Annotated in this window: 1 protein-coding gene; it reads right to left on the minus strand. The window is 65.8% G+C overall.

Annotated features, from left to right (window positions below; genetic code table 11):
• A partial coding sequence (locus J7528_RS23880; protein ID WP_291879834.1) for a TonB-dependent receptor occupies positions 1 to 490 on the minus strand: 490 nt, incomplete at its 3' end.
• Positions 491 to 632 lie beyond the last annotated feature (142 nt).

Raw genomic sequence — 632 nt, forward strand, 5'->3', positions numbered from 1 at the left:
GGTTCGAGCCGGTCAGCGACAGCTTGAGGTCGTTGGCGAACGTGTAGCTGATCTGCGCATCGACCGTCTCGCGCGGCGCCCGGTAGTTGTCGAGGTCAGGGTTCTCGCCGAACGAGCTGCCCGTCGCATCGCCCTGATAGGACCACGCGACCCGCGCCGACAGGCCGCCGCGCTCGTAGTAGAGCTGCAGGTTGTAGATCTCGTCGGCCTGGTTGAAGAACGGCACGTGACCATCGGGGCGGCCTGGCACGTCGATCAGGACTTCGGAGTCGATCAGCGCGGCATTGGCGTAGATGCCGAAGCTGTCGAACGGCGCCGGCAGGAAGGTGAAGTCCTTCTGCAGGCTGAGCTCGATGCCCTGGATGTGGCCCGAGGCCCAGTGGCCGCCGTTCTGGGTCAGGGGCGGCGGCGCGGCGGCGGCGAGCCCAGCCGGAGCGACGGGGGCCAGGAGAGAGGCCAGCAGCAGGGCGGGGAGGGCGCGCGTTTTCATTGGGACACGGACTTTCGCGGGGCGACGCGGCCCGCTTAACGCCATTGGATCACAGCTTTGCGACGCCACGCGTCGGCTCGACTGCGCAATGGCCTTTCACAATATGAGATTGTTTCCTATAGAGTGGAATGAAGTAAGCCGG

This window comes from Caulobacter sp., from assembly GCF_017744445.1.
Classification (GTDB): Bacteria; Pseudomonadota; Alphaproteobacteria; order Caulobacterales; family Caulobacteraceae; genus Caulobacter.